Origin of the sequence: Pseudomonas sp. MH9.2 (assembly GCF_034353875.1) — a bacterium.
Lineage (GTDB): Bacteria > Pseudomonadota > Gammaproteobacteria > Pseudomonadales > Pseudomonadaceae > Aquipseudomonas.
Genome location: NZ_CP133784.1, coordinates 5,154,053 through 5,175,873, shown reverse-complemented (window position 1 = coordinate 5,175,873; position 21,821 = coordinate 5,154,053). Strand labels below are relative to the sequence as shown.

Here is a 21,821-nt window from a genome sequence, read left to right as displayed (position 1 = left end):
ATTACAGGTAATATCAACGGCCCAAGAGCACACTCAAATAAGCGCTTTAAGTGCTTGCTGGAATTGTTCGATGTTCTGCTCGTGGCGCTTGTAATAAGTCCACGGGCCAATGCGCTGCGACGTTACCAGTTGAGCCCTTTGCAACGCGGCGAGGTAAAGCGAAACCGTTGATTGCGACAAGTTGGCCCGCGCCTGAATAATGCTCACGCAAACGCCAACCTCATCGGCATTGACCTCTTGCTCGGGGAAATTTTTACGGGGCTCTTTGAGCCACGCAAGAATGGACAACCGAGTGGGATTGTCCAAGGCCTTCAGGGCTTCGCTGATATCAATACTCATAGGTCATTCGCATCTGCTTTTCGAGATATTACGATATCTACGCCGAAAATACAGCGCGCCGCCCCTCGTGGCGCATCCGATGCCTAAACGCCGTGGCAAGGATAGTCGGTATACCCCATCGCAGTGCCGCCATAAAGACTGGCGGGATCAGCCAGATTCAGTGGCCAGCCGTTGGCGATGCGTTGCGGCAAATCCGGGTTGGCGATGAAGGGGCGTCCGAATGCGATCAGATCACTCCAGCCCTCGCCAATGGCTTTCTCACCGCGCACTGCCGTGTATTTGCCTGCGTAGATGATGCGCCCACTGAACGCAGCGCGAGCAGCGTGACGAAAACTCTCCGGCAGCTGCGGTGCGTCGTCCCAGTCAGCCTCGGCCAGCGACAAGTAGGCGATACCGATGTCCTCCAGTACCTTGATCGCTGCGACGTAGGTTGCATGAGGGTCGTCTTCAACCAGCCCGAGGTAGACGCGCGCTTCGTCGGTGCTTTGAAACAGGGGCGAGAAACGCACCCCCACACGATCTTTGCCCACGCGATCAGCTACAGCCTGGGTCACTTCCCTGAGAAAGCGCAAGCGGTTGTCCAGGCTGCCGCCGTATTCATCCTCACGCTGGTTGCTGTGCCGAGAGATGAACTGGTTGATCAGATAGCCATTGGCGCTGTGGATCTCAACGCCATCAAAGCCCGCATCCATCGCGTTCTGTGCAGCTTGCGCATAGAACGAAACCAGCTCTGCGATCTCTTCGCGTGTCAGCGCTCGTGGCTGGGACGGCGCGCTTAACTCACCCGTGCCCGGTCCTGTTTCGATGAATACGCTGACCCCTTGTGCGGCAATTGCCGAGGGCGCTACCGGCGCGCCACCATCAGGTTGTAGCGAAACATGCGAGACCCTGCCGACATGCCAGAGTTGGGCGAAGATGACTCCGCCATCGGCGTGCACTTTGGTTGTCACCTTGCGCCAGCCCTCGATTTGCTCTGCAGTGTGGATACCCGGTGTCCAGGCGTAACCCTGCCCTCTTGGTTCAATCTGGGTACCTTCAGTGACCATGAAGCCCGCACCACTGCGCTGGGAATAGTAGGTCGCCATGAGGTCATTCGGTACATTGCCTGGCTGCGAGCTACGAGAGCGGGTCAATGGTGGCAGGACCACCCGGTTTTTCAGGGTATAGGGGCCGAGTTCGGTGCTGCTGAATAGAGTCGAGTGTTTCAACGTAGAATCCTTGTGGATCACGGGTACTGATTAATGACAGCGGCAACTATAATCTGCATATTGATATATCTCAATATGTATATCCGAAAAGACCACCTGCCAGGGTGGCTCTCCCGAATTTTCGCGTCAGATCAGCGGTACTTAGAACGCGAGACAGATTTTCCCCAGGTGAGCACCCGACGCTTCATGGGCAAAGGCCCTACCGATATCAGTCAGCACGAAGGTACTGTCGATCACCGGTTTGATGCCCGTCGCTTCAAGCCCGCGCACCATGTCCCGCTGGTTCTGCCGGCTACCCACGATCAACCCCTGCAGACGTTGTTGTTTGGCCATCAATGCCGCCGTCGGCACCGGACCTTCCCATCCTGTAAGGACGCCGATCAGGGCGATATGCCCACCGATACGGCACGCGATTATTGATTGAGGCAGCGTGCCCGGACCGCCGACTTCGATGACGTGGTCAACTCCTCGGCCGCCGGTCAGTTTGAGCACTTCGTTGCCCCACTCGGGCTGTTGGCGGTAGTTGATCGTGTGGTCTGCACCCAGCTCTCGAACCTTGGCCAGCTTGGCGTCCGATGACGAGGTGGCAATCACTGTCGCGCCCATCGCCTTAGCTATTTGCAAGGCGAAAATCGACACGCCTCCGGTCCCCAGCACCAACACACTGTCACCCGCTTTGAGCCCGCCATCGACGACAAGTGCCCGCCAGGCGGTAAGCCCTGCCGTGGTCAATGTGGCGGCTTGCACATGGCTGTAACCCGCAGGCGCCAGCGTGAACCAGTGACTTGGCTTGACCACTACCTCGCGGGCATAACCATCCACGCCATCGCCGGGTGTCGTGCTGAAGTCAGCGATCACGGCACCGCCGGTTTCCCAGTGCGGAAAAAAACACGAGACGACATGGTCGCCGACCTTGAACTCACTGACACCCTCACCCACTGCTTCCACCACGCCCGCGCCATCGGCCATAGGGATACGCCCATCGGCGGTTGGCATCATGCCGGTCACTACCGCGTAATCGTGAAAATTCAATGAGCACGCATGAATGCGCACACGAATCTGCCCGGCAGCGGGTTTTCCAGGATCGGGCAGCTCGACCAGTTGAAGGTTTTTCAGTGACGCAGGCAGCGTGATCTTGATAGCTTTCATTGAGCGATTCTCCAAAAAAGAGGCTTCGATAAGGCTCGCGCGCCGCGAAAATCCAACACTGACAAGACAGACACCCGAGCAGCAGAAGAAATTCGACCTTCACCCCGAAAAACCGAGAATAGCACCCCGTTCTAGCGCTGGCGGTATCGCTGAGCTGTGGCTGTCGGGGCTGTCGGTGGCTGAATATTCAAACGCTATCCGACGCCTTAACAGCCAGGCCGTCTACTATCATGAATCTACCAAACAGCCTGAAGACAACGACAACGGAGGTTGAACTTGAATCATCTGGTGATCGCGGCAGTCGTTTTCATCTGTCTGTTCGGTAGCGCGCTGCTGGGTTCGTATCTACGCGGACGGCTGCCCTCTCAACACCTGAGCGATGAATCCATCAGCGTAGTGAAACTCGCCACAGGCCTGATCGCGACAATGGCCGCCCTGGTGCTTGGTCTTCTTGTCTCGTCAGCCAAAGGCACTTTCGATACGACCAGCGCCGAGCTCGTGGGAACGGCGGCCAAGGTCGTTCAATTCGACCGAGTGTTGTCCCGATATGGGCCGGACACCCAAGAAATCCGCAGCCTGCTCAAGCATAACTACGCAGGCGTCATGCAAGTGCTTGCATCACGCGATGCGACACAGATCGCAAAGCTCGACAGCCCCGAGGCAATAAACCGGTCTGAAGAGCTGCAGCGCAAGGTGGAAGCCCTTTCCCCTGGCAATGATGCTCAGAGCGCGCTCAAGGCACGTGCCTTGCTGGTTATGGATGAAGTGTTTGCTACCCGCTGGCTGGCACTCCTTCAGGCAAATGGCTCGATCCCGCTTACGATGCTTGCGACTCTGGTGTCGTGGCTGTGCATTATCTTCGGCACCTTTGGCTTGTTCGCGCCCCGTAACGGCACCATTTTGGCCGTGCTAATGATGTGCGCACTATCAACCTCCGCGGCGATTCTTCTGGTCGAGGAACTGAACAGGCCGCTCGATGGTTTGATCGGTGTATCACTTGAGCCCATACGCGACACACTAGGCAGACTCGGTCAGTAGCCAAATTCCAGGGCGAGCACGGGTGTGAGATAGAGGCGCCTATAGTTTTTCAAATTCGCTTTTAAGCTGATCTGAATCAATGGCCCATGACCGACAGCGCTATAAACAGTACGTTTGACTGAGCAAGGAAATAACCGAGTTATGTGTAGCGCCAGGGTAAGATTCAGCAAACTGACACCTGATGGCATCACGCTAACCATCACCGGTTATGTCAGTAGCCCTAGAATTGTTAGCGCGACCAAGAGTGACCTCCTCTTTGAAATACTCAAGAGACTGAGCGCTGCCGGTATTCCGTTGGCCAGCCCTAAACCTTGATGCCTACGAAATTTTCGGGTTGGATTGATTGTTTAAATGCAGTGGGCCCGTTTGTATAGATAGCTACCCGGCTGCACGGATCTGCCTACCCACCTTCCGACGCCATTCCTGATAAACTTTCATCTCCCGCCTCACCCACCTAGATACCCAATGCCCCTAAATCTCGCCACGGCACCACCCCAATCCTTCTCCCGCCGCTTCAGCGTTGCGCCGATGATGGATTGGACCGATCACCATTGCCGCTTTTTCCTGCGGCTGTTGTCGAAAAACGCGCTGCTCTACACGGAAATGGTCACGACCGGCGCGCTTCTCAATGGGGATCACGCTCGTTTCCTGCAGCACGATGAAGCAGAGCACCCACTGGCTCTTCAACTGGGCGGGAGCGTTCCTGCCGACTTGGCGGCCTGCGCGCGTATGGCTGAAGCCGTAGGCTATGACGAGGTCAATCTGAATGTGGGCTGTCCGAGTGATCGGGTGCAGAACAATTTGATTGGCGCGGTGTTGATGGCGCATCCGGGGTTGGTGGCGGATTGTGTCAAGGCGATGCTGGATGCAGTGTCGATACCGGTGACGGTGAAGCATCGGATAGGGATCAATGGTCGGGACAGTTACGCGCAGTTGTGTGACTTTGTCGGACAGGTGAGTGAGGCGGGGTGCACGAGTTTTACCGTGCATGCGCGGATTGCGATTCTTGAGGGGTTGTCGCCTAAGGAGAACCGCGATATTCCGCCGCTGCGCTATGACATAGCTGCGCAGTTGAAGGCGGATTTTCCTGACCTGGAAATCATTCTCAACGGAGGGATCAAGACGCTCGAGCAATGCCGTGAACATTTGCAGGTGTTCGATGGCGTGATGTTGGGGCGTGAGGCTTATCACAACCCTTATGTGTTGGCCGAGGTCGATCAGCAGCTATTTGGCAGTACCGCGCCGGTGATTTCCCGGGCGGAGTCGCTGGCGACGTTACGGCCTTATATAGCGGCTCATATTGCCAACGGCGGTTCGATGCATCACATCACTCGGCATGTGCTGGGGCTGGGTACGGGTTTTCCGGGAGCTCGGCGGTTTCGGCAATTGCTGTCGGTCGATATCCATAAGGCGAAAGACCCGCTGGCGTTGCTGGATCAGGCGGCGCAGCTACTCGAAGGTCGGTAGTTACCGCGTCGCTTGGGGAACAACCGGTACGGATCGGGTTCAAAGGATTCTGGATCGCTTATCCGCCTCTTGGAGTGCCGATAAGGATGCGCCCTTGAGTGGCTGGCAGCGCTCGGGTAATGTCTTCTAACCGCACAGGACAGAGCACGCTCATGACTTCCAAGCTGGATCAACTCAAGCAAATGACTACTGTGGTCGCTGATACTGGCGATTTTGATGCCATCGCCCGCCTCAAGCCGGTGGATGCGACGACCAACCCTTCCCTGCTGCTCAAGGCCGCGTCCAGTTCGAACAACGCCGAACTGCTCGCCGATGCGTTTAGCGGTAGCAAAAACGATATTGGACTCGCTTGCGACCGGTTTGCCGTCGCGATCGGGCAAAAAATTCTCAACGTGGTACCTGGCCGCGTTTCCACTGAAGTGGACTCCCGGTTGTCATTCGACACTGATGCCATGATCAATCGCGCCGAGCGTCTGGTTGGCCTTTACGATGATGCCGGCATTGGCCGCGACCGGATACTGATCAAACTGGCGTCGACCTGGGAAGGCATTCGTGCCGCCGAGAAGCTCGAACGCGATGGCATTCAGACCAACCTCACGCTGCTGTTCTCGTTTGCTCAAGCAATTGCCTGCGCCGAGGCTGGCGTGTTCTTGATTTCGCCGTTCGTAGGGCGGATTTACGACTGGTACAAAAAATCGGCTGGTCGTGATTTTTTTGGCGCTGAAGACCCAGGCGTGCAATCGGTCACCCGGATCTACAACTACTACAAGTCCAATGACTACAAGACCGTGGTCATGGGCGCGAGCTTCCGCAACCTCAGCCAGATCGAGCTACTGGCCGGGTGTGATCGTCTGACCATCAGCCCGGACTTGCTGGAGCAGCTGTCGAATGACAACGGTAAGCTGGAGCGAAAACTGGCACCGGGCAATGCCGGTGAGAAACGTCAGAGCTTGAGCGAGAACCAGTTCCGCTGGGCCTCGAACGAAGATGCGATGGCCACCGAAAAACTGGCAGAAGGCATTCGTCAGTTCGCACGGGATCAGGAAAAACTCGAAGCATTACTCGCCGCCAAGGCCTGAATACATCAAAGGGCGGCACCTTCACAGGTCCGCCCTTTTTAATTCCCGCGCAACAGTGCCGCTATCAGTGCCGCTCTAGCGCATTGACCAAGTCGTGAAACGCTTCGCGATTAGAGTCGTTCAAGCCCATCAGTATCTTGTGCGCTTCCAGCACTTTGGCCTTCACTACTTCTTCGGACTGATCCTGCGACGGTAAGTCGGTCAGGCACTCAGGACATGGGATCGGCCGATCTACTATGTTGAACACTTGATCAAAGCCCATCGACTGCAACAGTCGAGTGATGTCTTCGTGGGTGGTGACGACCGTCGGCAATAACCCCACTTTTTGGCGCGACAAGATGGACAACTTGGCCAGCAAGCCGAGCGTCGTGCTGTCAATGCTACGGGTTTCGGTCAAATCGATGACGATTGCCGAAAAATTCCGCGCAGTGAAGATACGTTCAATAGTTGCATCCAAAGCCGAACAGAGCGTAAGGCGCACTTCGCCAACAAACTTGAGGACAAAAGTGCCTGCTTGCTCAGCGAACTGGATTCTACCGGTACTCATTAAAGGTTCCTGCTCAACACCAACAAGGCGATATCATCCGGCATCTCTCCTAGCGTGGCCAATCCAAAAACTTGACGCAGACCATCCAGGCTGCCGCCGGCCTTTTTTACCAGCTGAGGTAAAATGGCCTCTTTCTCTTTGAGTGTATCACCGGGCAAAAGGTCCAAAATCCCATCGGAGAGTAAAGTCAGGCTGAAGGTCTCAGGCAAGTCCAGTACGTGATCCTGATAGGTCGCCTCATTGAACAGCCCGACCGGCAGGCCACGGCCTTCCAGATAATGGACATCCGTGGGCGTGTACAAGATCGGTAGCGGTAAATGGCCACCGATGCTGTAGGTCAATTTCCCGGTTTCTTCGTCGATCACACCACCCACCATGGTCACATGCTTGCCCAGGTTGCAGTTGATCAGTCCACGGTTGATATGACCCAGCACCTCCGAAGGTTTGAACTCCGGCAATGTACCGCTACGTTTGAATTCGAACAACAGGCGCGTGGTCATGAACTTCAGCAGCACCGTGACAAAGGCTGAAGAAGCACCATGCCCGGACACGTCGGCGAGGTAAAACGCCACGCGGCGCTCGTCGACCCGAAAGTAATCCACGAAGTCGCCCGACAGGTATAGCGACGGGATGATCTCGTGAGCGAACTGGAACTGATCGACCGCCCATGGATTGACCGGCAACATGTTCATCTGCACCTGTCGACCGGCGTTCTGGTCTTCCTGGAGCAAATGCAGGCTGGCTTCGAGTTCGCGGTTGGCCGTTTCGAGCTTCTGACGATAGCGCTGGTTTTCCAGAAGCAGCCGCGCACGATCCAGGGCTCGACGCACTGAGTGCTCAAGCACCGCTAGATCTTCTAGAGGCTTGACCAAGTAATCGGCAGCACCCAGGCGCAAGGCCTCGACGGCGTCGCTCATGACTCCTGCCCCGGATACGACTATCACTGGCGTTTCAGGCGAGAGGGTAGTTACCTGACGGATCAGCTCGAGGCCGCCCACCTGAGGCATACGCAGGTCGCAGATCACAAGGTCGGGCTTTTTTTGCTCAAAGACCTGAAGACCCTGCAAGCCATTGCTCGCTTGCAGGACGCTGAAACCACTGTCTTCCAAATAGGCGGCGATGCTAGCTCGCACTACTTCGTCGTCATCGATTATCAGCAGCGTGGCACTGGTTTTCTGCATGTGGGCAAACGGCGCCAGAGTAGGTTGGCGTAGGCGGCTCGGTTTTTACCGGACTCGCGTACTGGATTCGCTTCTAGCCTCTCTGAACAGTAACGACAGACTTTTGGTCGTGCGCAGCGCTGTTCAAAGGTGCCCTTCAAGGCGCAGACGGTACTCCCATACGCCGGGCGTTTCAAGCTCACGCCGATGGTCACTGGATGTCTTTACATCGCAAATCACCCGGAGTTATAAGAACAGGTAAATCAGCAACGAAATCGAAGGACATGTCATGAGCCAAAATGATCGGAACTACGCGGAAAAGAGAGATTACATCCGCATGCGTGTGGATGCCGACGTGACCCTGTTGTACGCCGGCCAGATCATTCCAGCAGTCTGCGTGGACCTGTCAAGCTCGGGCATGCAAGTGGAGACGCCTCGCGTGTTCAAGGTCGGAGACAAGCTGAGTGTGCGGATCGATTCCGACCATACGGCGCTCAAGGGGCTGGAAGCAGATACCGAAGTCGTGTGGCTAACCGATCAAGAAGAAGGGGGTCAGAAGCTAGGCCTGACTATTCTCTCAATGAATTGAATCGATTTTTTTCGAAGGGAAAATCAAACAAAAAAGGCGACCAGAAGGTCGCCTTTTTTACTGGCCGGAAGACTAGAAATCGTCTTTGACCTTGCCGTCTTTCACCTTGAACTCACGGTTTTGCAAGTAGGCGTTACGGATGAACGTGTATTTGTCGCCGCGGATCAACTTCTCAGCTGACAGCAGGCTCGCACGGGTGTCAATAATATCCACACCCCACGTGGTGTTACGGGCCGGTATGTCATTCATGTAATGGTACGGTGCATCGTAAGTATCAGGGTACAGGGCGAGGCCATCGCGCACGTTGCTAGGACCGAGCAACGGCAGCACCACATATGGGCCGCTCGGCAAACCCCAATAACCCAAGGTCTGACCAAAGTCTTCATCGTTACGCTGCAAACCCATTTTGGTACCGACGTCGAAGAAGCCGGCCACACCAAGCGTGGTATTCAAGAGCAGACGCGTTGTGTCGACGCCCGCAGCGTACGGCTTGGCCTGCAATACATCATTGGCGAAGTTGCGAACGTCACCGATGTTATTGAACATGTTGTGGATGCCGTCTTCAAGGAACTGCGGCGTGATGTACTGATAACCCTGCGCCAATGGCTTCAGCGCATAGGTATCGAGCGTGTCATTGAAGCGGAAAATGACTCGGTTGACGCCTTCCCAAGGGTCTTCATCAGCGGCCTGAGCAACCATGGGAACCAGCGCAACACCGGCACAAATACACAATTGAGCCAGACGATCGATAAAGCCTGCACCAGTCACGGGCATAGCAGACACTCCTAGAGACAGTAATGGGACGGGCGCTACGCCCTGCAACTCAAGACGCGCAGTATAAAGCCTTCCACGACTATTTAGGCAGCTTAGTGGATCCAGAGGCTGACAAAGCACAAAATCAACGGCCCACCCTCGTGACTAAGTCGTCATGCGACTGTCATCTATCACCCGTAGCGTGTGAGGATACTTCAGGGACGTCACCATGCCTGCGCCACGCGCCACACCAGCCCCCTCTCCTTCGCCGACCTTCACTGCCCTGCTCTTTGGCCTCAGTGGCTGCCTGGTCGACTTTGGTGCTCGCGCCCGAGCGGTGTCGGCCCGAAACGCACTCGACGCACAGCCGCAGGATATTCAATTCGAGATGAGCGAGCAGGCCCGCGTCACACCGGGCGCTCTGGATATTCTGCAAACTCTAAGCCGACAAGGCGTACCTTGCGTATGGCTGGATGATCTCCCCTCCACGGTCAGCCAGCGCTTGGCGGCGCCACTGCTGGAATGGGTTCAACCGGCCGATCATGCCACTCCCTCCTGCGCAGCCTGGCCCGCACCCGATGCCTGCTGGCAGGCGTTAATGGCCTTGAAGGTGAAACAACTCGATGGCTGCGTGCTCGTCAGCGGTGAACCACGCCTGCTGCAGTCCGGGCTCAATGCCGGACTCTGGACCGTCGGCCTGGCATCTTGCGGCCCCCTCTGCGGATTGTCGCCTAGTGAATGGCGAGCGCTGAACAGTACTGAACGCGAATACCGACGCGGCCAAGCGACCCTACAACTGTATGGCCTTGGTGTGCATTCAGTGATCGATCACCTTGGGGAACTCGCTTCCTGCCTCGCCGATATCAGCTTGCGCCGCACCAAGGGTGAGAAACCCTGATCGCGACCCGTTGATCAAGATCATGCATGCAGCTTCGGAGTGGATTAGTCTTATACTTATCAAGGACCTTTAGCTCAGCGCTAAGGTCCATGCCAGAGACTATCCATAAAGGGAGCACGCTATGCCTGCCCGCGAACTGCAAGAACAACTCAATACCCTGCGCGAGCAACTGGAGCAGAACCCGCCGCTGTCCGAATCGGAACGCGAGCACCTGCATGATCTGATGCAGAAGATCGAACTGGAGCTGCAACTGGAAACCGTGACTCAGGATTCGAGCTTGGCTGACAACGTCAATCTTGCCGTCGAACGCTTTGAGCTGGAACATCCAGCCATTGCCGGAACATTGCGTAGCATTGTTCAGACCTTGGGTAATATCGGGATTTAAGCCCACCCGCGAAACACATCGGTTACGCACCACAAAAACCCGTCTGATTTAGACGGGTTTTTTCGTTTACTGACGTGCCAGCCTGCGGTTTTCCAGACTGATCGCCTCGGTACTGCGATAAGGGTTGATGTCCAACCCGCCGCGTCGCACGTAACGTGCGTAGACCGTTAACTTCTCTGGCTTGAGCAAGCGTTGCAGATCGAGAAAAATCCGCTCGACGCATTGCTCGTGAAAATCGGAGTGCTGACGAAAGCTGACGATATAGGCCAACAAACTGGCGTGATCCAGAGCGGAACCGCGATATTCCACAGCAACGCTACCCCAGTCAGGTTGGCTAGTGACCGGACAATTAGACTTGAGCAGATGGCTGTGCAGGCTTTCTTCGATCACCCGCGATTCATCGCAACGCAGCAGCTCTGGGCGCGGCGTTTCATAGCTGTTGATGCTCACGTCCAGCTCATCGATGCAAACGCCCGGCAATGCCGCGACACCCTCTGCTTCAACGTCACTCAGGCTGCGAATGCGTACGCCCACCGGCTTGCCAGCGGCGGCAGACAGATCCGCCTGCAACGTCGAGACCAGGCTGGCGCGATCCGGGAACTCGGTCTGGTTCAGCGAGTTAAGGTAGAGCTTGAAAGATTTAGACTCAATAATATTCGGCGAGTCTGCCGGGATGGTGAATTCACCAATAGCTACCACCGGCTTGCCCGACGGCAGCAACCAGGACAACTCGAAACAGTTCCAGAAGTCGACACCTTGATAGGGCAGCGTTTCAGCTGTGAGCCCAAGCTCGGCCCATTTCGCCGCGCGCGGGATCGGGAACAGCAGGGACGGCGTGTAGGTAGCAATGTATTCACTGGACTTGCCCAGCGGCGAATGTTCGGCTGCGGGATGCATGGCGGGGACCTGGCTAAATAATCCCCGCAAGTTTATAGGGTTTGCCCGCAGCTTTCAGCGCCTAGTCGACGACGTTGATCTTGCCGACCATACCCGCCTGATAATGCCCGGGAATGTTGCAGGCAAATTCCAGGTTGCTGGCCTTGCTGAAGGTCCAGGTCAATTCGGCGGTTTTGCCCGGCTCAACCAGCACGCTGTTGGGGGCGTCGTGTTTCATGGGTTTATCATTATTCATTGCACCTTGCATCATGCTGTCATGACCCATACTGCCGTGATCCATTGCCTCATGGCTCATTGCCTCATGACTCATACCCGTCGGCGAGAGCATGCCGCCTTGCTGCATCGCGAGCATTTCCTTCTGATGTTCCGCGTGCATGGCCGCGTCGCCAAGGTTGAACTCGTGCAGCAACTGCCCCTTGTTGACGAGGACGAAGCGCACCGTCTCACCCGCTTTGACCTGAATAGCCTTGTCCTGGAAAAACATATCGCCCAAGGTCAACTCGACCGTGCGAGTAGCCTGAGCCGCCGGAGCAGCGTGACCGAAGTTCAGTGTATGGGCAGACGAAGCCATTAGCGGCAGGCTCAACCCCAGCAGCCCCGCGACCACGGCAATACGAACAAGCGAAACCATAGACTTCTCCAAATAAGCGACAATCAATCACCCTACTGTAGAGAGGCAGCGCTGGCAGTTAGCTGACCGGGAGATTACAACTTTGTCAGCTTCGGCCTTGGATCTGCCATTCGCGTTATAAAGTACCGCTGCATAAGCTCCTCCGCCGTCGCCACGAGTCGCCCATGAAATTACTAATCGTCGAAGATCAACCGAAAACCGGCCATTACCTGCGCCAAGGCCTGAACGAGGCCGGTTTCATCACCGAACTGGTGGCCGATGGCACCACGGGACAGCACTTGGCGTTGAGCGGCGACTACGCGCTGCTGATCCTGGATGTGATGCTGCCCGGCCGCGACGGCTGGCAGATACTCCAGGCCGTGCGCAGCGCCGGACTGGAGACGCCTGTGCTATTTCTCACAGCCCGTGATGCAGTGGAGGATCGGGTTCGAGGCCTTGAGCTGGGTGCAGATGATTACCTGGTCAAACCCTTCGCCTTCTCTGAACTGCTCGCCCGGGTCCGCAGCCTGCTTCGTCGTGGCAGCAGCGTCGCGCAGGAAACCCATCTGCAACTGGCGGATTTGCGCCTTGACCTGCTGCGTCGACGTGTCGAGCGCAATGGACACCGCATCGACCTGACGGCCAAGGAGTTTTCGCTGCTGGAACTGCTGTTGCGGCGCCAGGGTGAAGTGCTACCTAAATCGCTGATCGCATCACAGGTCTGGGACATGAATTTCGACAGCGACACCAACGTGATCGAAGTCGCCATCCGCCGCTTGCGCTTGAAGGTCGATGATGATTACCCAAACAAACTGATCCATACCGTGCGCGGCATGGGCTATGTCCTTGAAGAGCGCCCCCTGTGATGGCTCGCCTGTCCCTCAGCAGTCGTTTGGCACTGCTGTTCGCAGCCTGCACTGCCGTGGTTTCGTTGACCGCGGGCGTACTGTTCAATCGAGCCAGCGAAGCACACTTCATCGAGCTGGACCAACAATCACTCGACAGCAAGTTGCAGACATTTCGCTCGGTATTGAAGGGTGTTGCAAGCCAAACCGATCTCATCGGTCGACAAGCGGCGCTGCAAAGCGAACTCGGCCGTCAGCCTGACTTGGCGCTGCGTATCAGCGGCAGTGACGGAGGCATCTGGTTCGACAGCCTGCCGACGCTCCCGGCAACATTGTCCGTTCCGCACGGCCTGCACACCTTGCACAGCGCAGAGACTGAGTATCGAACGTATCACGCCTTGCTGGAGCCAGAGGCCGTTAATTCACCGCAGCTGACGCTGTTGCTGGACGTGACTCATCACCAACACTTTCTTCAGCGCATGCAGCACTTGATCTGGCTCACGGTCGGTTTTTCCGCTCTGGCCACCGCACTGCTGGGCGCATGGGCAGCACGCAGTGGCCTGCGCCCACTCAGACAGATGAGCGAAATCGCCGCCAGCGTCTCAGCCAGTTCGCTGACCACACGGCTGCCGCAGACGGAAATGCCCGCTGAACTGGCGGAACTGACGCACGCCTTCAACGCCATGCTTGGGCGCCTCGACGACGCCTTTCAGCGGCTCTCGGCATTCTCTGCGGACATCGCCCATGAGCTGCGCACACCGCTGTCCAACCTGCTGACCCACACCCAAGTCACCCTCACCCGCCCGCGCTCGACCGAAGATTATCGCGAAGCCTTGCTCGGTAATCTTGAGGAGCTGCAATGGATGGCGCAGATGATCAACGACATGCTGTATCTGGCCAAGGCCGAACACGGTTTGCTCAACCCGATGCGGGAAACCCTGCAACTGGAAGACGAAGCGGACGCAGTGCTGGAGTTCTTCGCACCCTTGGCCGAGGACGCACAGGTGCGGCTGTCACGCGAAGGCAACGCCACACTGGCCGGTGATCGCAACATGCTGCGCCGCGCTATCTCCAACCTACTGGACAACGCGCTGCGCTTCACCCCGGCGGGCGGACAGGTCGCAATGCGCATATCCCACTCGGATCAAGGGGTGCAACTGAGCATCGAAAACAACGGCGCAACTATTCCGGCACGAGCGTTACCCCATGTGTTCGATCGGTTTTTTCGTGCGGACCCTGCACGCAGCGAAGGCAGCAGTGAGCACGCGGGATTGGGGCTGGCGATCACTCAGTCAATCATCCGCGCCCACGGCGGACAGATTCGCTGCGAATCGGCGGACGACTGGACGCGCTTTGTGATTGAGTTGCCGGCTTGAGTTCAAGCGTGAATCACTGCACAGCAATCACTCGTAACGCAGCGCATACGCCGGCTGAATCTGTGCCGCACGCCAGGCTGGGTAGAGCGTCGCGAGAAAACTCAGGATAAACCCGGCGCTGCAGATCAGCGCAACGTCTGCCCACTGCAGCTGGGATGGCAGATTGTTGACGAAGTACACATCGGAACTGAAGATGTGCTGCCCCGTGACGCGCTCCAGCCAACCCACCATCTCGCTGACATTGAACGCCGCGATCACACCGAGAACGCCGCCGATAAGGGTACCGACGATCCCGATGACTGTGCCTTGAACCATGAAAATCATCATGATCTGCCCTGGCGTGGCACCAATGGTGCGCAAGATGGCGATGTCAGCACCTTTGTCGTTAACCACCATGATCAAGGTGGCAATGATGTTGAACGCCGCCACCGCGACAATCATCAACAGCAGCAGGCCGATCATGGTTTTTTCCATTTTCATCGCACTGAACAGGCTGCCCTGAGTGTGAGTCCAGTCATCGGCGCGGTAATCAGCACCGAGGCCGGCAACAATGGCAGCCGAGACTTGCGGCGCGGTGTACAGATCCTTCAGCGCCAGACGTACGCCTTGCACTTGATCAGGCTGCCAGCGCTGCATTTGCGCAGCGTCGGCGACGTTGATCAGAGCCATGGAACCGTCCAGTTCGGCACCCACCTTGAACACGCCGACCACCGTCAGCCGCTGCAGGCGCGGGGTAATGCCGCCGGGCGCGTTACTGGCTTCCGGGACGATCAGGGTCAGCTTGTCGCCGACGTTCAGGCGAAAACGTCGAGCGGTGATCTCACCGACCACCACACCGAATTCGCCAGCCTTGAGGTCTTCCAGGCGCCCTTGAGTGATGTGCTGAGCAACAATCGAAACCTTGTGCTCCAGCGCGGGGTCAACGCCGCTGATCTGGATCGGCTGCATCGAACCCTTATAGGAGAACATGCCCTCCATTTCAGTGAACGGAACGGCAGCGGTCACCTCGGGGTTCTTCATCGCCGCAGCGGCTGCGGGCTTCCAGTCGTCAAGCGGCGTTACGCCAGCGATAACGGCGTGGGGCACCATGCCCAGAATCCGCGAACTCATTTCACGCTGAAAACCATTCATCACCGACAGCACCACGATCATCGCCAACACGCCCAGCGCGAGGCCAATCATCGAGGTCATCGAAATAAACGAAATAAAGTGATTACGGCGCTTGGCGCGGGTATAGCGCGCGCCAATAAAAATTGATAACGGTCTGAACATTCGCGGAGCACCGTAGAAAAAATGAAAACCCCGACGCTGTGACAACCGGCGCCGGGTTGATTGAATCAATCAGCGACCAAATGACCATCTTCTAGACGCAACACCCGATCCATCTGCCGGGCCAGAGCCATGTCGTGGGTCACGACCAGAAACGCCGTTTGCGATGAGGTACTGAGCTCCAGCATCAAATCCTGAATGCCCTGCGCCGTGTGATGATCGAGGTTACCGGTAGGTTCGTCGAGCATCACCAGTCCCGGCCGGTTGACCAGCGCCCGGGCAATCGCCACGCGCTGACGCTCGCCGCCAGACAATTCCGATGGCTTATGCGCCAGGCGATGCCCCAGCCCTACCCGCTGCAGCAACTCGGTGGCACGCTGACGGGCTTCCGGGATCGCCGTCCGGCCGATCAACAGCGGCATGCAGACGTTCTCCAGAGCGGTGAACTCAGGCAACAGATGGTGGAATTGATACACAAACCCCAGCGCCCGGTTACGCAACAGACCCCGGGCTTTTTCGCCCAACGCCGACAATTCTTCACCCGCCAGCCACACGCTGCCTTGCGAAGGCGTATCCAGACCGCCAAGCAGATTGAGCAAGGTACTTTTACCGGAACCCGAACTGCCGACAATGGCGACGCGCTCGCCGGGGTGCAACTCCAGTTGCAAGCCCGAAAGGACCACCACCGATTCTGGGCCTTCCTCGTAGGATTTGCCCAGATTGCGGCAACTCAGTACTGCTTTATCACTCATGCCCGACTCACTCATAACGTAGCGCCTCCGCAGGCTGGGTGCGCGCAGCACGCCAGGCTGGATACAGGGTGGCGAGAAAACTCAGAATCAATGCAGCACCGCAGACCAGCAGTACGTCTTCGGCCATCAATTGCGACGGCAGGTAGTCGATGAAGTAGACGTCCGCATTGAGAAACTTGTGCCCGAGCAAACCTTCCAGCGCGGAGATCGCAGCGCTGACGTTGAGCGCGGCGAAAATCCCCACCACGGCACCGATCAGCGTCCCGACCACACCGATGACAGTGCCCTGCACCATAAAGATAGCCATGATCTGCCCAGGTGTAGCGCCCAGGGTCCGCAGGATCGCGATATCGCCCTTCTTGTCGTTGACCACCATCACCAACGTGGAAATGATATTGAAGGCAGCGACCGCAACGATCAGTAACAACAGCAAGCCGATCATGGCTTTTTCCATACGGATCGCCTGATACAGATTGCCTTGGGTCCGGGTCCAGTCACGGGCATAGAAATTATGATCACCCAACGTCTGCGCGATTTCCCATGACACCCGGGGCGCCTCGAACAGGTCGTCGAACTTCAGACGCAGCCCTTGCACCTGATCCGGTTTCCAGCGATGCAGACGCGCCAGATCGGTAAGATTGGTCAGGCCGAGGTAGCCGTCCAGCTCGCCAGCGCCGACGTGAAAGATGCCGACGACGGTAAAGCGCTTCATCCGCGGAAATATTCCGGCGGGGGTGACCGTCACTTCCGGAGCGACGAAGGTCAGTTTGTCACCGAGGCCTACACCCAGTTTCGTGGCGGCCTTGTCGCCGATAACGATCCCAAAGCTACCGGGTGCCAGATCATCCAGACGCCCCTTCAGCATGAAGTTATCGATGATCGAAACCTTGCGCTCCTGCGCCGGATCAATCGCGTTGAGCAGCACCTTCTGCACCTGACCGTTGCTGGTCAGCAAACCCTGCATCTGGGTAAACGGCGCAACCGCGACAACCTTGGGGTTCGCCTTGACCTTGTCGCCCAGGCTTTGCCAGTCACTGATCGGCTGATCGGACTCGATGGTCGCGTGGGGCACCATGCCCAGCACACGGGTGCGCATCTCATGATCGAAACCATTCATGACCGATAACACGACGATCATCACGACGACGCCAAGGGCGAGGCCGATCATCGACGTCAGGGAAATGAAGGAGACAAAGTGATTGCGGCGTTTTGCACGGGTATAACGCGTGCCAATAAATACAAAAAGAGGTCTGAACATGTCGGGGCTTGTTCGGAGGAAAGGGAACGTCCTTGTGGCGGGGCTCAGCGAGCAGCTTTACACTCAGAACACCGCCGCTACCATGGGTTCGCCATGTCGACATTAAATGAAGAAGATCGCCGCGAATACTACCGTATCGAGGACACGATCGCACTGGAAATTAACCACTTGTCCGACACTCACGCGCCCCATCAGGCGCCAGCGCAGGACACGTCCACGCTGTTCAACCTGCTCAGCGAGCTGCACATCAGCGAGTTCGAGTCTCAACATCTGCTACGCCAGTTAGGCGATCACGACCGCGCGCTAGGCAGTTATCTAAAGGCCCTGAACAAGCGTATCGATTTGCTCGGCCAAGTCGTGGCACACACCGTCCTGGGCAAGATCGGCGAGCCACAGCTGGTGATTCTCTCCGAAGGCGGCGTGCTGTTTCATCATCCACTGCCGATTCCCACAGGCACAAAACTGTCCATCAAGATGGTGCTGATGCCACAAGCACTGGGCTTGATGATGAACGCCAAGGTCACGCACTGCGACGCTCGCGAAATCGGAAATTTCGAAATCGGCACTGAGTTCGAGGACCTGCCGGATGCCCAGCGACAGCTGCTCGCCCGTTATATTTTGCAACGACAATCCCAGCAACGCCGCCTGGCGCGAGAGCAAAACAATGGCTCAGAGACTTGATACCTGACAAATTCGGCTATCCCGTGAAAACATCCGAACCCAGGTAACGAAGACGCTTAGGCAATAAGCAGCGCAAAAACCCACAAGGAGTAAACGTGACCCTTATTTACGGCCACCGCGGCGCTAAAGGCGAAGCACCGGAAAACACCCTGACCAGCTTCCAGGAATGCCTCAAGCACGGCGTTCGCCGCTGCGAGTTGGATCTGCACCTGTCCCGTGATGGCGAATTGATGGTAATCCATGACCCGACGCTAAAACGCACCACGGATCGGCGCGGCAAAGTCATTGAGCAAGACGCTGCTGACTTGGTGACTTTTGATGCGCGCAAAGGCGGCCCCGGCTGGATTCATCCCTGCCCGATCCCACGCTTGGAGGAATTGTTCGAGCAATGCGCCTTCGATCATTGGCAACTGGAAGTCAAAAGCGCATCACGCACACGCGCTGCGACCACCGTGCTGGCAATTCGGGAGTTGGCCCAGCGTCACGGCTTGCTGGACAAGGTCACCGTTACGTCGAGTTCGCGGGAAGTATTGCGCGCAGCGCTGGACCTGACACCCGACCTGTCACGCGGACTGGTGGCTGAATACGCCTGGCTCGACCCACTGAAGGTCGCGCAAAGTTATGACTGCAAGATTCTGGCGTTGAACTGGACACTGTGCACCCCCGAGCGCTTGCAGAAAGCCCAGCGTCAGGGATTGCACGTATCTGTTTGGACCGTCAACGAACCCGCGCTGATGCGCAGGCTCGCCGACTTCGGCGTAGATAGCCTGATTACAGACTTTCCCGGTTTGGCCACTGCCACTCTCGGGAATTGCTGAAATCGGTCTCCCCGGCCGGCTCAGGCCACCGGCCGGAGCCGCTCAAAAAAGCCGGTTGAGGCCATCGTAAGCAGCTACCCGATAAGCTTCTGCCATGGTCGGGTAGTTAAAGGTGGTGTTGACGAAGTACTTGAGGGTATTGGCCTCACCCGGCTGGTTCATGATTGCCTGACCGATATGCACGATCTCTGACGCCTGGTCACCAAAGCAATGCACGCCCAGCACTTGCAGCGTCTCGCGATGGAACAGGATCTTCAGCATGCCGACCGGCTCGCCGGAGATCTGCGCCCGGGCCATGCCCTTGAAGAACGCCTTGCCAACTTCGTACGGTATTTTCGCCTGGGTCAGTTCGTGTTCATTCTTGCCGATCGAACTGATCTCCGGAATGGTGTAGATCCCGGTTGGTACATCGTTGACGAAACGCCAGCTGCCATTGTCGACGAGACTGCCCGCCGCTGAACGACCCTGGTCATAAGCCGCACTGGCCAGGCTAGGCCAACCGATCACATCGCCCGCACCATAGATGGTCGGTACGCTGGTGCGGTAGCTCTCGTCGACTTCAATCTGACCACGGCTGTTGGCCTTGATCCCGACGTTTTCCAACCCGAGTTTGTCGGTGTTGCCGGTCCGGCCGTTACACCAGAGCAAGGCGTCGGCCTTGATCTTTTTACCGGACTTGAGGTGCAGGATCACACCATGATCCAGGCCTTCGACCTTCTCGTAATCTTCGTTGTGGCGAACCATTACGTTGTTGTTGCTGAAGTGATAGCTCAACGCCTGAGAGATTTCCGAATCAAGGAAGCTCAGCAGTTGCTCACGGTTGTCCACCAGTTCGACCATCACCCCAAGACCGCTGAAGATCGAGGCGTATTCGCAACCGATAACACCGGCACCGTAGATGATCAGCTTGCGCGGGGTATGCCCGAGGCTGAGGATGGTGTCGCTGTCATAAATTCGTTGGTGGGTGAAATCGATATCGACCGGGCGATAGGGACGCGAGCCGGTGGCGATGATGATCTGATTGGCCACCAACTTTTCCAGCGTACCGTTGGGGCACACCACGTCGATGCTGTGCTCATCGGCAAAACTGCCCGTGCCTAAAAACACGTCGACACGGTTACGGGCGTAATAGCCGGTACGCGATGTCACTTGCTTGGCGATGACTTTTTCAGCGTTTTTAAGTACGTCCGGGAACGAGAACCAGCGCGGCTCACCAATGGCCCTGAACATAGGGTTGGTGTTGAAGTGGATGATTTGCTTGACCGAGTGACGCAGCGCCTTGGACGGGATGGTGCCAAGGTGAGTGCAGTTGCCGCCGACCTGACGACGGCTATCGACCATCGCTACTTTGCGTCCTGCTTTAGCGGCGTTCATTGCCGCGCCTTCTCCCGCCGGGCCTGAACCCAGCACTACTACGTCGTAGTTGTAGACAGCCATGCGTACTCCTTTAGAACAGGCCGAGGCACCACTCTGGCGTCTCTGGCTAAATCATGCCGCGGCCAGCGGCATGAAGGATCGAAACTGGTGCGCAGTCTAACCAAGCGCGCAAGCGGCGAACATTAACCCTTGGTCGCGTCGTAGGCTAATACTGTCTGCACTACATCACACGCCTGGGTGATAAATCGCTGTCGGACTACTGCGATTTCCCGGCAAACAGCCTGTCAAACTCCGGATTGCTGCGGATGATAAAACGCTTGTCGACACGAATCACAAAAAAAGCGGCAATTTTATGCTGCTCTGCAAAAGCCCAACCCCGTTCCGGTCCGAGAATCAGCAGCAGAGTGGATAAACCATCAGCCATCAACGTCGAGTGATCAATAACGGTGACCGATGCCAGCGCATGATCAATGGGCGCACCGGTCAACGCATCAAGGGTATGGGAGTAACGGTGCCCATCCTGTTCGAAATAGTTACGGTAGTCGCCAGAGGTGGAGACGCCATAACCATCGAGTTCGATGGTTTTTTCGACGACCCGCTCATCGTCCCGGGGCGCTTCGAGCGCTACACGCCAGGGCGAACCATCAGCTTTTTTCCCAACCGCCTTGAGTTCACCTGTCGCCTCGACCAAAAAACTGCCGATACCCAACGCCTGCATCCGCGCGCTGATGCGGTCCACCGCATAACCGGCTGCGATGCTATTGAAGTCCACCTCCACCGGCGCATCCTTGCACAACTGATCGCCGTCGATATGCAAGTGACCATACCCCACCCGCTGGCGCACCACGGCCAACTGCTCAGGCGTCGGCACTTGCTCGACCCGGGCCTGCGGGCCAAAACCCCACAAATCGAGCAAGGGTTCCACCGTCAGATCATATGAGCCGTCGCTGTCGATGGACAATTGCTCCCCCACCCGCACCAACGCCAACACCCCTGCGGGCATCGTCTGACAACTGTTCGCTGGCAGCCCATTGAACCGCTCAATGTCGGAATCACTGCGGTAGGTCGACATCTGCTGATCGACTTCAGCCAGAATCGCTTCCACCTCCGGCTGGACGTGCGCAACGTCTGGCCCGGAGGGGCCGCGGATGTATTTCACCGAATACGTACTGCCCATGGTCGGACCGCCAAAGCGTTCCAGGCCATCACCCGAACCGCATGCGGCCATGGAGCCCATCAGCAGTAAGGGCATCCAAAACTTGACGAGCCAAACGCTGCAATTGAGCGCGCGCGATTCTGCTATCCAATCGGAACACATTTATTCCT

General features: G+C 57.1%; 23 protein-coding genes. 10 read left to right on the top strand and 13 right to left on the bottom strand.

Annotated features, from left to right (window positions below):
• Nucleotides 1-33: 33 nt before the first annotated feature.
• From RHM55_RS23835 to RHM55_RS23825, 3 genes are all read right to left on the bottom strand, one after another.
• Nucleotides 34-339 (bottom strand): ArsR/SmtB family transcription factor, encoded by a 306-nt coding sequence (locus RHM55_RS23835; RefSeq protein WP_219063147.1) that lies wholly within the window; start codon nucleotides 337-339, stop codon nucleotides 34-36.
• Nucleotides 340-422: 83 nt separating this feature from the next.
• The gene (locus tag RHM55_RS23830) at nucleotides 423-1,547 is read right to left on the bottom strand and encodes an alkene reductase (protein WP_322178607.1); all 1,125 of its coding nucleotides are present in this window, start codon (nucleotides 1,545-1,547) and stop codon (nucleotides 423-425) included.
• 141 nt (nucleotides 1,548-1,688) lie between these two features.
• The gene (locus tag RHM55_RS23825; RefSeq protein WP_322178606.1) at nucleotides 1,689-2,696 is read right to left on the bottom strand and encodes an NAD(P)-dependent alcohol dehydrogenase; all 1,008 of its coding nucleotides are present in this window, start codon (nucleotides 2,694-2,696) and stop codon (nucleotides 1,689-1,691) included.
• Nucleotides 2,697-2,972: 276 nt separating this feature from the next.
• Between RHM55_RS23825 and RHM55_RS23820 the strand changes: the two genes are divergently transcribed.
• From RHM55_RS23820 to tal, 3 genes are all read left to right on the top strand, one after another.
• Nucleotides 2,973-3,734: a hypothetical protein gene (locus tag RHM55_RS23820; RefSeq protein WP_322178605.1), complete on the top strand. Its 762-nt coding sequence runs from the start codon at nucleotides 2,973-2,975 to the stop codon at nucleotides 3,732-3,734.
• Nucleotides 3,735-4,199: 465 nt separating this feature from the next.
• Complete coding sequence (gene dusA / locus RHM55_RS23815) at nucleotides 4,200-5,201, top strand: tRNA dihydrouridine(20/20a) synthase DusA (RefSeq protein WP_322178604.1); 1,002 nt, start codon at nucleotides 4,200-4,202, stop codon at nucleotides 5,199-5,201.
• A gap of 152 nt (nucleotides 5,202-5,353) precedes the next feature.
• A complete protein-coding gene (gene tal, locus RHM55_RS23810) occupies nucleotides 5,354-6,280 on the top strand; it encodes a transaldolase (RefSeq protein ID WP_322178603.1) in 927 nt (308 codons plus the stop codon).
• Nucleotides 6,281-6,344: 64 nt separating this feature from the next.
• Here the strand turns inward: tal and rssC are convergent, their stop codons facing one another.
• Nucleotides 6,345-6,827 (bottom strand): anti-sigma factor antagonist RssC, encoded by a 483-nt coding sequence (gene rssC, locus RHM55_RS23805; protein ID WP_219063157.1) that lies wholly within the window; start codon nucleotides 6,825-6,827, stop codon nucleotides 6,345-6,347.
• On the bottom strand, nucleotides 6,827-8,008 hold the full coding sequence (rssB, locus tag RHM55_RS23800) for a two-component system response regulator RssB (protein WP_322178602.1): 1,182 nt from the start codon (nucleotides 8,006-8,008) through the stop codon (nucleotides 6,827-6,829). Before rssB ends, rssC begins: the two co-directional genes overlap by 1 nt.
• Nucleotides 8,009-8,276: 268 nt before the next feature.
• Here rssB and RHM55_RS23795 point away from each other — a divergent pair, with 268 nt between their 5' ends.
• Nucleotides 8,277-8,576: a PilZ domain-containing protein gene (locus RHM55_RS23795; protein ID WP_322178601.1), complete on the top strand. Its 300-nt coding sequence runs from the start codon at nucleotides 8,277-8,279 to the stop codon at nucleotides 8,574-8,576.
• Between the two features lie 72 nt (nucleotides 8,577-8,648).
• On the opposite strand, the gene RHM55_RS23790 is transcribed toward RHM55_RS23795, so the two are convergent.
• Nucleotides 8,649-9,350 (bottom strand): VacJ family lipoprotein, encoded by a 702-nt coding sequence (locus tag RHM55_RS23790; protein WP_322178600.1) that lies wholly within the window; start codon nucleotides 9,348-9,350, stop codon nucleotides 8,649-8,651.
• A 208-nt stretch (nucleotides 9,351-9,558) separates the two neighbouring features.
• On the opposite strand from RHM55_RS23790, the gene RHM55_RS23785 reads away from it, so the two are divergent.
• Together RHM55_RS23785 and RHM55_RS23780 are read left to right on the top strand one after the other, a co-directional pair.
• Nucleotides 9,559-10,227: an HAD family phosphatase gene (locus RHM55_RS23785; protein ID WP_322178599.1), complete on the top strand. Its 669-nt coding sequence runs from the start codon at nucleotides 9,559-9,561 to the stop codon at nucleotides 10,225-10,227.
• 121 nt (nucleotides 10,228-10,348) lie between these two features.
• Nucleotides 10,349-10,612 carry a DUF4404 family protein gene (locus RHM55_RS23780; RefSeq protein WP_322178598.1) on the top strand — a complete coding sequence of 88 codons (264 nt, stop codon included), beginning with the start codon at nucleotides 10,349-10,351 and terminating at the stop codon, nucleotides 10,610-10,612.
• Between the two features lie 66 nt (nucleotides 10,613-10,678).
• Here the strand turns inward: RHM55_RS23780 and queF are convergent, their stop codons facing one another.
• Nucleotides 10,679-11,509 (bottom strand): NADPH-dependent 7-cyano-7-deazaguanine reductase QueF, encoded by an 831-nt coding sequence (gene queF / locus RHM55_RS23775; RefSeq protein ID WP_322178597.1) that lies wholly within the window; start codon nucleotides 11,507-11,509, stop codon nucleotides 10,679-10,681.
• A 61-nt stretch (nucleotides 11,510-11,570) separates the two neighbouring features.
• Nucleotides 11,571-12,140 (bottom strand): cupredoxin domain-containing protein, encoded by a 570-nt coding sequence (locus RHM55_RS23770; RefSeq protein WP_322178596.1) that lies wholly within the window; start codon nucleotides 12,138-12,140, stop codon nucleotides 11,571-11,573.
• 164 nt (nucleotides 12,141-12,304) lie between these two features.
• On the opposite strand from RHM55_RS23770, the gene RHM55_RS23765 reads away from it, so the two are divergent.
• Together RHM55_RS23765 and RHM55_RS23760 are read left to right on the top strand one after the other, a co-directional pair.
• Entirely contained in the window at nucleotides 12,305-12,985 is a 681-nt protein-coding gene (locus RHM55_RS23765) for a heavy metal response regulator transcription factor (protein ID WP_322178595.1), read from the top strand.
• Complete coding sequence (locus RHM55_RS23760) at nucleotides 12,985-14,340, top strand: heavy metal sensor histidine kinase (RefSeq protein ID WP_322178594.1); 1,356 nt, start codon at nucleotides 12,985-12,987, stop codon at nucleotides 14,338-14,340. The genes RHM55_RS23765 and RHM55_RS23760 overlap by 1 nt, the downstream gene beginning before the upstream one ends.
• Nucleotides 14,341-14,367: 27 nt before the next feature.
• Here RHM55_RS23760 and RHM55_RS23755 read toward each other — a convergent pair whose 3' ends face one another.
• From RHM55_RS23755 to RHM55_RS23745, 3 genes are all read right to left on the bottom strand, one after another.
• On the bottom strand, nucleotides 14,368-15,612 hold the full coding sequence (locus tag RHM55_RS23755) for a lipoprotein-releasing ABC transporter permease subunit (RefSeq protein WP_322178593.1): 1,245 nt from the start codon (nucleotides 15,610-15,612) through the stop codon (nucleotides 14,368-14,370).
• A 65-nt stretch (nucleotides 15,613-15,677) separates the two neighbouring features.
• Nucleotides 15,678-16,361 (bottom strand): lipoprotein-releasing ABC transporter ATP-binding protein LolD, encoded by a 684-nt coding sequence (lolD, locus tag RHM55_RS23750; protein WP_219063168.1) that lies wholly within the window; start codon nucleotides 16,359-16,361, stop codon nucleotides 15,678-15,680.
• A gap of 7 nt (nucleotides 16,362-16,368) precedes the next feature.
• Nucleotides 16,369-17,619 (bottom strand): lipoprotein-releasing ABC transporter permease subunit, encoded by a 1,251-nt coding sequence (locus RHM55_RS23745; RefSeq protein ID WP_219063169.1) that lies wholly within the window; start codon nucleotides 17,617-17,619, stop codon nucleotides 16,369-16,371.
• 93 nt (nucleotides 17,620-17,712) lie between these two features.
• Between RHM55_RS23745 and RHM55_RS23740 the strand changes: the two genes are divergently transcribed.
• Both RHM55_RS23740 and RHM55_RS23735 read left to right on the top strand, forming a co-directional pair.
• Nucleotides 17,713-18,300: a PilZ domain-containing protein gene (locus RHM55_RS23740; protein WP_322178592.1), complete on the top strand. Its 588-nt coding sequence runs from the start codon at nucleotides 17,713-17,715 to the stop codon at nucleotides 18,298-18,300.
• A gap of 95 nt (nucleotides 18,301-18,395) precedes the next feature.
• Nucleotides 18,396-19,118, top strand: a complete 723-nt coding sequence (locus RHM55_RS23735; protein WP_322178591.1) for a glycerophosphodiester phosphodiesterase — start codon at nucleotides 18,396-18,398, stop codon at nucleotides 19,116-19,118.
• Nucleotides 19,119-19,160: 42 nt separating this feature from the next.
• Here the strand turns inward: RHM55_RS23735 and sthA are convergent, their stop codons facing one another.
• Together sthA and RHM55_RS23725 are read right to left on the bottom strand one after the other, a co-directional pair.
• A complete protein-coding gene (gene sthA / locus RHM55_RS23730) occupies nucleotides 19,161-20,555 on the bottom strand; it encodes a Si-specific NAD(P)(+) transhydrogenase (RefSeq protein ID WP_322178590.1) in 1,395 nt (464 codons plus the stop codon).
• A gap of 196 nt (nucleotides 20,556-20,751) precedes the next feature.
• Nucleotides 20,752-21,747, bottom strand: coding sequence for an FAD:protein FMN transferase (locus RHM55_RS23725; RefSeq protein ID WP_322178589.1), 996 nt, complete (start codon nucleotides 21,745-21,747; stop codon nucleotides 20,752-20,754).
• Between the last annotated feature and the right edge of the window lie 74 nt (nucleotides 21,748-21,821).

Bases quoted from the DNA above. Each gene is read 5' to 3' on its own strand.
- RHM55_RS23725 (WP_322178589.1), bottom strand. From the start codon at position 21,747: ATGCCCTTACTGCTGATGGGCTCCATGGCCGCATGCGGTTCGGGTGAT.
- RHM55_RS23740 (WP_322178592.1), top strand. From the start codon at position 17,713: ATGTCGACATTAAATGAAGAAGATCGCCGCGAATACTACCGTATCGAG.
- sthA (WP_322178590.1), bottom strand. From the start codon at position 20,555: ATGGCTGTCTACAACTACGACGTAGTAGTGCTGGGTTCAGGCCCGGCG.
- RHM55_RS23795 (WP_322178601.1), top strand. From the start codon at position 8,277: ATGAGCCAAAATGATCGGAACTACGCGGAAAAGAGAGATTACATCCGC.
- rssC (WP_219063157.1), bottom strand. From the start codon at position 6,827: ATGAGTACCGGTAGAATCCAGTTCGCTGAGCAAGCAGGCACTTTTGTC.
- RHM55_RS23825 (WP_322178606.1), bottom strand. From the start codon at position 2,696: ATGAAAGCTATCAAGATCACGCTGCCTGCGTCACTGAAAAACCTTCAA.
- RHM55_RS23760 (WP_322178594.1), top strand. From the start codon at position 12,985: ATGGCTCGCCTGTCCCTCAGCAGTCGTTTGGCACTGCTGTTCGCAGCC.
- dusA (WP_322178604.1), top strand. From the start codon at position 4,200: ATGCCCCTAAATCTCGCCACGGCACCACCCCAATCCTTCTCCCGCCGC.
- RHM55_RS23785 (WP_322178599.1), top strand. From the start codon at position 9,559: ATGCCTGCGCCACGCGCCACACCAGCCCCCTCTCCTTCGCCGACCTTC.
- rssB (WP_322178602.1), bottom strand. From the start codon at position 8,008: ATGCAGAAAACCAGTGCCACGCTGCTGATAATCGATGACGACGAAGTA.
- RHM55_RS23765 (WP_322178595.1), top strand. From the start codon at position 12,305: ATGAAATTACTAATCGTCGAAGATCAACCGAAAACCGGCCATTACCTG.
- RHM55_RS23755 (WP_322178593.1), bottom strand. From the start codon at position 15,612: ATGTTCAGACCGTTATCAATTTTTATTGGCGCGCGCTATACCCGCGCC.
- queF (WP_322178597.1), bottom strand. From the start codon at position 11,509: ATGCATCCCGCAGCCGAACATTCGCCGCTGGGCAAGTCCAGTGAATAC.
- RHM55_RS23790 (WP_322178600.1), bottom strand. From the start codon at position 9,350: ATGCCCGTGACTGGTGCAGGCTTTATCGATCGTCTGGCTCAATTGTGT.
- RHM55_RS23770 (WP_322178596.1), bottom strand. From the start codon at position 12,140: ATGGTTTCGCTTGTTCGTATTGCCGTGGTCGCGGGGCTGCTGGGGTTG.
- tal (WP_322178603.1), top strand. From the start codon at position 5,354: ATGACTTCCAAGCTGGATCAACTCAAGCAAATGACTACTGTGGTCGCT.
- RHM55_RS23835 (WP_219063147.1), bottom strand. From the start codon at position 339: ATGAGTATTGATATCAGCGAAGCCCTGAAGGCCTTGGACAATCCCACT.
- RHM55_RS23745 (WP_219063169.1), bottom strand. From the start codon at position 17,619: ATGTTCAGACCTCTTTTTGTATTTATTGGCACGCGTTATACCCGTGCA.
- RHM55_RS23780 (WP_322178598.1), top strand. From the start codon at position 10,349: ATGCCTGCCCGCGAACTGCAAGAACAACTCAATACCCTGCGCGAGCAA.
- lolD (WP_219063168.1), bottom strand. From the start codon at position 16,361: ATGAGTGATAAAGCAGTACTGAGTTGCCGCAATCTGGGCAAATCCTAC.